Raw genomic sequence first — 10,452 nt, forward strand, 5'->3', positions numbered from 1 at the left:
TGATGATCCCCGCAAAGAAAGTTCTGTTGTCGTCGCTGCTGAGTGCGTCTGTTCTTGCTTTGTCGCCGCCATTGTTCGGTCTGAGCGCAGCAGTTGCTGCGCCCGCGGTCGCGGGTTTGCCCGATTTTGCCGATATCGTTGATCGCACCGGCCCGGGAGTTGTGAATATCCGCACAACGGAGCGCGTCAAAACCGGCCAGCCTCAGGCGGGCACCGATGACGAAGAGATGCAGGAATTTTTCCGCCGTTTCTTCGGCGTGCCGATTCCGCGCCAGCAGCAGCCGAATACGCCCAATACACCCAACGCTCCGCGCAACAAGGGCAAGGGCGGAAATGCACAGCCACAGGAAGAAGTGCCTCGCGGTGTCGGTTCCGGCTTCATCATTTCGGCTGACGGTTACATCATGACCAACGCGCATGTGGTCGAGGGCGCGAGCGACGTCTATGTCACTCTGACCGACAAGCGCGAGTTCAAAGCCAAGATCATCGGATCGGATACGCGCACCGACGTCGCATTGCTGAAAATTGACGGCACCAGCCTGCCGCGGCTGGTCATCGGCGACTCGGACAAGATTCGCGCCGGTGAATGGGTATTGGCAATCGGTTCGCCTTTCGGCCTTGAGAATACCGTAACGGCAGGGATTATTTCCGCCAAGGCGCGTGACACGGGCGATTACCTGCCGTTGATCCAGACTGACGTGGCCGTCAATCCCGGTAATTCCGGCGGCCCGCTGATCAACCTCAAGGGTGAAGTCATCGGGATCAACTCCCAGATCTACAGCCGTTCCGGTGGTTTCATGGGGATCTCTTTTGCCGTGCCGATTGACGAGGCATTGCGGGTGTCTGACCAGTTGAAGGCAAATGGGCGCGTGACACGCGGCCGTATAGGCGTGCAAATCGGCGAAGTCACCAAGGACGTTGCCGAATCCCTGGGCCTGAGCAAAGCGCAAGGTGCGCTGGTGCAGCGTGTCGAACCAGGTGGTCCGGCGGATAAAGGCGGTCTCGAAGCCGGGGACATCATCCTCAAATTCAACGGCGCCACCATTGAGAAACCGAGCGACTTGCCGCGCATGGTCGGCAACATCAAGCCGGGTTCGCGAGCGACCGTCAATATTTGGCGCAAAGGCACTGCACGCGACGTCGCCCTGACGGTGGTCGAGCTCGAGGCGGACAAGCCCGCCAAGGCTGAAGAAAAGAAGCCGAAGCAGGAAGCCGTACCGAATTCCCTGGGCCTGATCGTCAGCGATCTGAGCGATGCCCAAAGGAAAGAACTGAAGGTTGAAAACGGCGTGTTGGTGGAGGCGGCCGTCGGCGTGGCGGCAGCGGCAGGCTTGCGTGCAGGCGACGTCGTGCAGCGTCTCAACGACATCGATATTAAAGACTCCAGGCAATTCAACGGCTTGGTTGCCAAGCTGGATCCGAAGAAGCGGGCGGCCGTATTGGTGCGCCGGGGCGATTCTTCCCAGTTCGTTCCATTGCGACCCAATACCAGTGGCAACTAAATTGGGTAACTAAGTCCGGTTCAAGCTGGTTGGGCAAAGGCTGCATGCTTCACGGCATGCAGCCTTTTATCTGTAATGTGTAATGCAGATCGAGGCGTTTGATGTCAGCCACTCATTTCGTCGTTTATTCCCGGTCGTACTGCCATTTGTGCGAGGACATGGTGCACGCCCTGGATGCATTTCGCGCCGATCACGACTTTACCGTCGAAATGATCGATGTCGACGAGGACGAGGCATTGCTTGCTCGCTATGACGAGCTGGTGCCGGTCCTGGTTGGGGAAAAGCCCGGAAAACCGGCGATGCAGCTTTGTCATTATTTTCTTGACGTGGCGGGCGTAAAACAATTCTTGCTTGATGGAAACTGAATGTCTTGCGCTGGTCTTTAATTGTCGTCCGGGGTGCTGTCATTGACGGATTCGAGTGATAAGTCGCTCATCGATGGCAAACGGCTTCAGATGATTGAAAGAATCTGCACTCATGACAGCCCGTCAATGGGGATTCGGGTTTTAGCCCCTGAAATCCGGTAGAATGTTGGGTTGTACAAAAGCTGTTGTAAAGGCGCTCACTTGGGAGACGCTCCCATTCTGGAGCGCCTTTTTTCATCGTTTTCCGCAATTTAATGAACAATATCCGTAATTTCTCGATCATTGCCCACATTGACCACGGCAAATCCACGCTTGCTGATCGCATCATCCAGCTCTGCGGCGGCCTCTCCAATCGCGAGATGGAGGCGCAGGTGCTCGACTCGATGGACATCGAACGCGAGCGTGGCATCACGATCAAGGCGCAAACCGCCGCACTGCAGTACAAGGCGCTCGACGGCAACCTTTACAACCTCAACCTGATTGATACGCCGGGCCACGTCGACTTCAGCTATGAAGTCAGCCGTTCGTTGTCCGCCTGCGAAGGCGCGCTGCTGGTCGTGGACGCATCGCAAGGCGTGGAAGCCCAGACGGTCGCCAACTGCTACACCGCGCTGGAACTGGGCGTCGAAGTGGTGCCGGTGTTGAACAAGATCGATTTGCCCTCCGCGGATCCCGACAACGCCAAGAGCGAGATCGAAGAAGTCATCGGCATCGATGCCTCCGATGCGACGCCATGCTCGGCCAAGACCGGCATGGGCGTGCAAGATGTCATCGAAGCGCTGATTGCCAAGGTGCCGCCGCCGAAGGGTGATCCCAATGCGCCGCTGCAAGCGCTCATCATCGACTCCTGGTTCGACAACTATGTCGGCGTGGTCATGCTGGTGCGCATCGTCAACGGCACCTTGCGTCCGAAGGAAAAGATTTTCCTGATGGCGACGGAATCCACCCACCTGACCGAAAGTATCGGCGTCTTTACGCCCAAGTCGCAGTCGCGCGACTCGCTTACGGCAGGACAGGTCGGCTTCATCATCGCCGGCATCAAGGAATTGAAAGCAGCCAAGGTCGGCGACACCGTCACCCTGGCTGGGAATAAGGCCGCCGAGCCGTTGCCGGGATTCAAGGAAGTCCAGCCGCAGGTGTTCGCCGGTCTGTTCCCGGTCGAGGCGAACCAGTACGACGCCTTGCGCGACTCGCTTGAAAAACTCAAGCTCAACGACGCCGCGTTGCAGTACGAACCGGAAGTGTCGCAGGCGCTGGGTTTCGGCTTCCGCTGCGGGTTCCTCGGTTTGTTGCATATGGAAATCGTGCAGGAACGTCTCGAACGCGAATTCGACATGGACCTCATCACGACGGCGCCGACGGTGGTATATGAAGTCGTGATGCGCGATGGCGCCGGCACCATCCTGATGGTCGACAATCCCTCGAAGATGCCGGAACCGTCCCGGATCGAAGAAGTGCGCGAGCCTATCGTCACCGTCAATCTCTACATGCCGCAGGAATACGTCGGCTCGGTCATCACGCTGTGTACGCAAAAGCGCGGCGTGCAGATCAACATGAGCTACCACGGCAAGCAGGTGCAACTGACCTACGAAATGCCGATGGCGGAAATCGTGCTCGACTTCTTCGATCGTCTGAAGTCGACCTCGCGCGGCTATGCGTCGATGGACTACGAATTCAAGGAATACCGTTCGGCCGACGTGGTCAAGGTCGACATGCTGATCAACAGCGAGAAGGTCGATGCGTTGGCAATCATCGTCCACCGCGCCAACAGCCAGTTCCGCGGTCGTGCCGTGGCGGCCAAGATGCGCGAGTTGATTCCGCGCCAGATGTTCGACGTGGCGATTCAGGCGGCTATCGGCGCGACCATCATCTCGCGTGAAAACGTCAAGGCCCTGCGCAAGAACGTGCTGGCCAAGTGCTACGGCGGCGACATCAGCCGCAAGCGCAAACTGCTGGAAAAACAGAAGGCCGGCAAGAAACGCATGAAGCAAGTCGGCTCGGTGGAAATTCCGCAAGAAGCCTTCCTGGCAATTTTACAAGTGGATGAAAAATGAACCTGCAGTCTCTCTTAGGCAATTTCGCACTGATTCTGTTTGTCCTGATGATCGTGACCGGAGTGATCTGGTTTCTCGACGTATTCTTCTGGTCCAAGCAACGCCGCGCCAAGGCTGATGCTGCGCTGGCAGAGTTCGATGCACGCATCGCCAAGCTGAACGGGGAGGGCATCAAGAGCGATACCAACGGACGAGCTGCGCTGGAAGCCAGCCTGCTGCGCCAACCAACCTGGATCGAATATTCGGGCAGCTTTTTCCCGGTCATCGCGCTGGTGTTTTTCCTGCGCTCGTTCCTCTATGAGCCGTTCAAGATCCCGTCGAGCTCGATGGTGCCGACTCTGCTGGTCGGCGATCTGATCCTGGTGAACAAATACACCTACGGCATTCGCCTGCCGATCATCAACAAAAAAATCATCAACGTGAATGATCCGCAGCGCGGTGATGTCATGGTCTTTAAATATCCCGAAGATACGTCGGTGGACTACATCAAGCGTGTGGTAGGCGTGCCTGGTGATAAAATAATCTATAAAAACAAGCGTCTAACGGTAAATGGTAAAGAAGTTTCTTATAAACCATTGCCAGATTATCTCGATGATGGGAATCTGACGTACTATAAGCAGTGGCAAGAGAACTTGTCCGGCGTGGAGCACAACATACTGACCGACGAACGGGCCCCGAATTTCGTGCCCGATCCGCATCAGTACCCGATGAGAGACCTGTGCTCCTACAACGCGGAAGGCTTTGCCTGCACGGTGCCGACCGGTCAGTACTTCATGATGGGCGACAATCGCGACAACAGCCTGGACAGCCGCTATTGGGGCTTCGTACCGGATCAGAACATTGTCGGAAAAGCATTCTTTGTCTGGATGAATCTGGGTAATTTGAAGCGTATTGGCAGTTTTCATTAAGTTTCTGTCAGGCATCATGTTTTTGGAGCAAGGGAGAAAAAGCCTTTTCCCGGCATTTTTCTCCAGTCCAGGAAAATCCTACTGCCGGCTGGCCGTCGTGTTTTGGTAACGATATTGCGGTTGGTTGCAGATAACGGGCCGGGTGGCCTGAGAGGTCGGACGAATGCCTTGGCGGAGAACAGCCAGGCGCATCCGGGTTCGGACTTCTAAGCGACGGATGAATAAATGGATCCATTAGTATTGCAAAATCGGCTGGGGCACACGTTCAAGGACGCTACATTATTGCAGCAGGCCTTGACGCATCGTAGCCATAGCAGCTTGCATAACGAACGCCTGGAATTCCTTGGCGACTCGATTCTCAACTGTGTCGTCGCTTCTCTTTTGTTTGACCGCTACAGCAAGATTGACGAAGGCGATTTGTCGCGCCTGCGCGCCAATCTCGTCAAACAGCAATCCCTTTATGAAATCGCCCAGCGCCTGGATTTATCGCAGTTTTTGCGGCTCGGCGAGGGCGAATTGAAGTCCGGCGGATTCCGCCGCCCGTCGATTCTGGCGGACACGCTGGAAGCGCTGTTCGGCGCCATTTTCCTGGACGCCGGCTTCAATGCCGCGCGCGACGTCATTCGCGCGCTGTATATCCCGATTCTCGATACGGTCGATCCCAAGACGCTGGGTAAAGATGCGAAGACCTTGCTGCAGGAATATCTGCAAGGGAAGAAAATCCCCTTGCCGCAGTACAACGTGGTCGCGACGCACGGTGCGGCGCATAATCAGGAATTCGAGATTGAATGCCTGGTGCCCAAGCTGGAAATCCAGGTCTTCGGCACCGGCGGCAGCCGTCGCGCCGGTGAGCAGGCCGCAGCCAAGCTGGCGCTGGAAGCGGTGCAGGCTGCGCTGGTCAAGGCGCCGGCCTCGGCACGCAAGCCGCGCACGCGCACGACGCAGCTTAAACTGGCAGGCATCGCGACGATACAGCCGGATGCGCCGAACGAGGAGTTGCCGTTGCTGGCTGAGCCTACTGCTCCTAAAGTGGAAAAGCCTGTCTCGGTCAAGGCGGCCAAGGCTGACAGCACAAGCAAGGCCGACGTTGCAAAAAGCGAAGCCAAAGTTGATAAAGTTGACGGCAAGCAAGAAGCAAAGCACGACAAGACCGACGCAAAAAACGACAAGGGCGACAATAAGGGCGAGCACAAAGCGCAACTGGTTGCCGCCGATCTGAACGAAAACCGAAGCGAGGCCCTGGCCTCCGCACCACCCGTTACACAAAGTAAAACCGCATGACAGACACCACAGCTCCTTCCGACGCATCGACCGATTACCGATGCGGATACATCGCCATTGTCGGTCGCCCGAACGTCGGCAAATCGACATTGATGAATGTGCTGGTTGGCGCCAAAGTCAGCATCACTTCGCGCAAGGCGCAGACCACGCGCCACCGCATCACCGGCATCCAGACGATTGAGAACACGCAGTATGTCTACATCGATACGCCCGGTTTCCAGACACGCCACAGCAATGCCCTGAACAAGACGCTCAATCGCACCGTCACCACTACGCTGACGGCGGCCGACGTGATCTTGTACGTCATCGAAGCCGGCACCTTCGGTCCGGCCGACAAACAGGTCATGGCGCTGCTGCCGGCCAATGTGCCGTGCATTCTGGTGATGAACAAGTCCGATCGCAACAAGGATAAATCGGTCCTGATGCCGTTCGCTCGGGAAGTCGCTTCGCAGCACAACTTCGCGGCGGTCGTTCCGGTCTCCGCGAAACAACGCTTTCAGCTGGATCAACTGCAGGAAGAAATTCGCAAGCTGCTGCCGAATAATCCGCCGATGTTCGATGAGGACGACATTACCGACCGCAGCGAGAAATTCCTGGCGTCGGAAATCGTCCGCGAAAAAGTCTTCCGTTTCGTCGGTGAAGAGCTGCCTTACACCAGCACCGTCCTGATCGAGAAGTTCGAGCAGGAAGGCGATCTGCGCCGCGTCTTCGCCGCCATTCTGGTGGAACGCGACGGCCACAAAGCCATGGTGATCGGCAACAAGGGCGCGCGCCTGAAAGAGATTTCCACCCAGGCGCGCCTGGACATGGAGCGTTTGTTCGGCGGTCCGGTTTATCTCGAAATCTGGGTCAAGGTCAAATCCGGCTGGGCCGACAACGAAGCCGGGTTGCGCGCCTACGGCTACGAATAGAACACCTACAGCACACATACATTTTATGGCCGAGATCATCGCCGATACCGCAGTTGGTCAGACCCTCGATGCAGAAGCACTGAGCGCTGTGGCGACGCAGTCTGCGCTGGACAATGCCAAGAATGCCGCCGCGCCCAAGCGCGGCACGCGCACATCGGCAACACCGCGCCGCGCCAAGGTGCCCGAAAAAGAAACCCGCATCCAGGCTCAGCCGGGCTTTGTGCTGCATAGCTACCCTTACAAGGAAACCAGCCTGATCGTCGACGTGTTCTCACGCGATCACGGCCGCGTTGCGCTGGTCGCCAAAGGCGCCAAGCGTCCGCACTCCACCTTGCGCGGCGTGCTGCAAACCTTCCAGCCCTTGTCGGTCAGTTGGGCCGGCAAATCCGAAGTGCGCACCCTGACGGTCGCCGAATGGGTCGGCGGCATGCTGCCGCTGGAAAAATCGGCGCTGCTGTGCGGCTTCTATCTCAACGAATTGCTGGTCAAATTGCTGGCGCGCGACGATGCGCATCCGGCGCTGTTCGATCACTACGTGTCGACGCTGAATCAGCTCGCGCACGGCGAGTCCGCGCCCATCGTGTTGCGCAAGTTCGAGCGCGCCTTGCTCAAGGAAACCGGCGTCGCCGGCGATTGGACCGTGTGCGTCACCAACGGCAAGGCGGTGGCGCCGGACGAAATGTATGTCGTCGATCCGGAGCAGGGCGTGCGTTTCCCGCGCCTGTCCGACGCCTGGCCCAAAGTCTCCGGTAAAACCTTGCTTGACATGGAGCAGGAAGACTACAGCGACGTCAACACGCAGACGCAAAGCAAATTCCTGATGCGCTCCTTGTTGTCGCATCATCTGGGCGGCGCACAATTGAATACGCGACAGATTTTGATCGATCTGACGCAGCTCTGAGACGCCAGGGATTCACGTGTTCAACGATTTTTCCTGGTCGGGCATGGCGGCAGGCTTTGTCGCTGCCCTCATCGGCTTCACCGGTCCCGTCCCCGCTTCACCAGCGACGCCGGAAGCAATGCACGATAAAATTCCAGCCTCGCATTCCCAATCACCTCACAGCGCACAGCGATAATGTCATGAGCTTCCTGAACCCTGTCGGTCCGGCCATCGAGCTGGGCATCAATATCGATCACGTCGCCACCTTGCGCAATGCGCGCGGCACGACCTATCCCGATCCTGTCCAGGCAGCCTTGCAGGCGGAAGAAGCGGGCGCCGATGCGATCACCTTGCACCTGCGCGAAGATCGTCGCCACATCCGCGACGCCGACGTCGAAGCGATTCGTCCGCTGTTGCGCACGCGCATGAATCTGGAAGCGGCCGTTACCAGCGAGATGATCGACTTTTCCTGCCGCATCAAACCGCAGGATTCCTGCCTGGTGCCGGAAAAACGCACCGAAATCACCACCGAAGGCGGCCTCGACGTCGTTACGCATTTCGTCCAGGTGCAAGCTGCTGTGCGACAGCTGCAGGCCGAAGGCATCCGCGTGAGTCTCTTCATCGATCCGGATGACGAGCAGATCAAGGCTGCCGCCGAAACCGGCGCGCCCGTGATTGAACTGCATACCGGCCGCTATGCCGAAGCGCACGACCAGGCCGGGCAGGAAAAAGAACTGGAACGCGTCAAGGCCGGCGTGTTGGAAGGCATACGCCGCGGACTCAAGGTCAATGCCGGTCACGGCCTGCATTACACCAACGTGCAGGCGATTGCCGCGATTCCGAATATCGCTGAACTCAACATCGGCCACGCCATCGTCGCGCAAGCGGTGTTCGTCGGCTGGCAAAAGGCGGTCAGCGACATGAAGGCCATCATGCTCAAGGCGCGCCTGGACGTTGCCAAAGGCTGATCATGATCTACGGCATCGGCACCGACATCCTCCAGATATCGCGTCTCAAGGCCGCGCTGGAACGGCGCGGCGATCGCTTTGCAGAAAAGATTCTGGGGCCGGAAGAAATGGTTAAATACCTCAGCCGTAAAGCCAGGGTCGAAGCGCGCGGCATCAGTTTCCTGGCGACGCGCTTTGCGGCGAAGGAAGCATTTTCCAAGGCGATCGGCCTGGGCATGCGCATGCCCATGACCTGGCGGTCGATGCAGACGCTCAATGCGCCCAGCGGCAAACCGGTCGTCGTGTGCAGCGGCAAGCTGAAAGCATGGATGGAAGAGCAGGGCCTGACCGCGCAAGTCTCGATCACCGATGAGGTGGAGTACGCGGTCGCATTTGTCATAGCGGAGAAAACATGAAGGCAGCAGGTCTGGAGCAACAATCCAAGCAAACGAAGCAAGCCCTGGGCCCCGTCATGCTTGACGTGGTCGGCACCACATTGACGGCAGAGGATATCCGCCGCATCCGGCATCCGCTGACCGGCGGCGTCATCCTGTTTGCACGCAACTACGAGAATCGCAAGCAGATCACGGCGCTGGCGCAAGCCATCCATGAAGCGCGTCCCGGCGTCCTGATCGCGGTCGATCATGAAGGCGGCCGCGTGCAGCGTTTCAAGACCGACGGCTTTACGCATCTGCCGGCGATGCGCGTGTTGGGCGAGCTGTGGGATCGCGACGTGCTGGAAGCAACCCGGCTGGCAACAGCCGTCGGTTTTGTGCTGGCAGCCGAATTGCGCGCATGCGGTATCGATCTGTCGTTTACGCCTGTGCTGGACCTTGACTTCGGCGTATCGAGCGTGATCGGCACACGTTCCTTCCATCGCGATCCGCGCGTTGTGACGCTGTTGGCAAAGAGCCTGAATCACGGTCTTGCGCTGGCCGGCATGGCCAATTGCGGCAAGCATTTTCCTGGCCACGGCTACGTGCAGGCCGATTCGCACATCGACACGCCGGTCGACGACCGCGCCTATCAGGACATCATCGGCGACGACGCCATGCCGTATGACTGGCTCGGCATGAGCCTGACGGCCGTGATGCCGGCGCACGTGATTTACCCGAAGGTGGACAAGCATCCTGCCGGATTCTCCAAAAAATGGTTGAACATCCTGCGCAAGGACATCGGCTTTCAGGGCGTGATCTTCAGCGATGACCTGAGCATGCAAGGCGCCAGCGTCGCCGGCAGCGTCCTCGACGGCGCACAGGCGGCGTTGGATGCCGGTTGCGACATGGTGCTGATCTGCAATTCGCCGGACAAGGCGGATCAGTTGCTGGCCGGTCTGAAAACCAGGGTTTCCGCCGCATCGGCTGCGCGTATCGCGGCCCTGGTGCCGCAAAGCGAATTCCTGGATTGGGACGGCCTGCAAAAGGACGAGCGTTACCAGGCCGCCAAAAAACTGGCGTTGACGCTGACCTGAGTTGCGCCATCACGCTACAACGATACTAGAACTCATTTCACAAATAGGCGTGAGATGCGTTCTTCCCAGAAAGGGCGCTGGCAAGGAGCGCAACGCGGCCAGCGCCCTTTCTGGGAAGAACCCGGAGGGAGCG

The 10,452-nt window shown here is 58.2% G+C and carries 10 protein-coding genes; all 10 read left to right on the forward strand.

Annotated elements, in window-relative coordinates; translation table 11 throughout:
• The first annotated feature begins 2 nt into the window (after positions 1-2).
• The 10 genes from PMI16_RS16260 (at position 3) to nagZ (ending at position 10,319) form a co-directional block, all read left to right on the forward strand.
• Positions 3-1,502 carry a DegQ family serine endoprotease gene (locus PMI16_RS16260; protein WP_034380908.1) on the forward strand — a complete coding sequence of 500 codons (1,500 nt, stop codon included), beginning with the start codon at positions 3-5 and terminating at the stop codon, positions 1,500-1,502.
• Between the two features lie 101 nt (positions 1,503-1,603).
• Positions 1,604-1,867 carry a glutaredoxin family protein gene (locus tag PMI16_RS16265; RefSeq protein WP_007881456.1) on the forward strand — a complete coding sequence of 88 codons (264 nt, stop codon included), beginning with the start codon at positions 1,604-1,606 and terminating at the stop codon, positions 1,865-1,867.
• A 254-nt stretch (positions 1,868-2,121) separates the two neighbouring features.
• A complete protein-coding gene (gene lepA, locus PMI16_RS16270) occupies positions 2,122-3,921 on the forward strand; it encodes a translation elongation factor 4 (RefSeq protein WP_007881457.1) in 1,800 nt (599 codons plus the stop codon).
• The gene (gene lepB, locus PMI16_RS16275; protein ID WP_007881461.1) at positions 3,918-4,829 is read left to right on the forward strand and encodes a signal peptidase I; all 912 of its coding nucleotides are present in this window, start codon (positions 3,918-3,920) and stop codon (positions 4,827-4,829) included. Before lepA ends, lepB begins: the two co-directional genes overlap by 4 nt.
• Before the next feature lie 225 nt (positions 4,830-5,054).
• Positions 5,055-6,110, forward strand: coding sequence for a ribonuclease III (gene rnc, locus PMI16_RS16280; RefSeq protein WP_007881462.1), 1,056 nt, complete (start codon positions 5,055-5,057; stop codon positions 6,108-6,110).
• On the forward strand, positions 6,107-7,021 hold the full coding sequence (era, locus tag PMI16_RS16285; RefSeq protein WP_007881463.1) for a GTPase Era: 915 nt from the start codon (positions 6,107-6,109) through the stop codon (positions 7,019-7,021). The genes rnc and era overlap by 4 nt, the downstream gene beginning before the upstream one ends.
• A gap of 25 nt (positions 7,022-7,046) precedes the next feature.
• Complete coding sequence (recO, locus tag PMI16_RS16290; protein ID WP_007881464.1) at positions 7,047-7,922, forward strand: DNA repair protein RecO; 876 nt, start codon at positions 7,047-7,049, stop codon at positions 7,920-7,922.
• Between the two features lie 179 nt (positions 7,923-8,101).
• The gene (pdxJ, locus tag PMI16_RS16295) at positions 8,102-8,869 is read left to right on the forward strand and encodes a pyridoxine 5'-phosphate synthase (protein WP_007881468.1); all 768 of its coding nucleotides are present in this window, start codon (positions 8,102-8,104) and stop codon (positions 8,867-8,869) included.
• 2 nt (positions 8,870-8,871) lie between these two features.
• Complete coding sequence (gene acpS / locus PMI16_RS16300) at positions 8,872-9,264, forward strand: holo-ACP synthase (RefSeq protein WP_007881469.1); 393 nt, start codon at positions 8,872-8,874, stop codon at positions 9,262-9,264.
• Positions 9,261-10,319 (forward strand): beta-N-acetylhexosaminidase, encoded by a 1,059-nt coding sequence (gene nagZ / locus PMI16_RS16305; RefSeq protein WP_007881470.1) that lies wholly within the window; start codon positions 9,261-9,263, stop codon positions 10,317-10,319. The genes acpS and nagZ overlap by 4 nt, the downstream gene beginning before the upstream one ends.
• Positions 10,320-10,452: the final 133 nt, after the last annotated feature.

The sequence above is a fragment of the Herbaspirillum sp. CF444 genome (assembly GCF_000282135.1).
Taxonomy (GTDB): Bacteria; Pseudomonadota; Gammaproteobacteria; order Burkholderiales; family Burkholderiaceae_D; genus Herbaspirillum.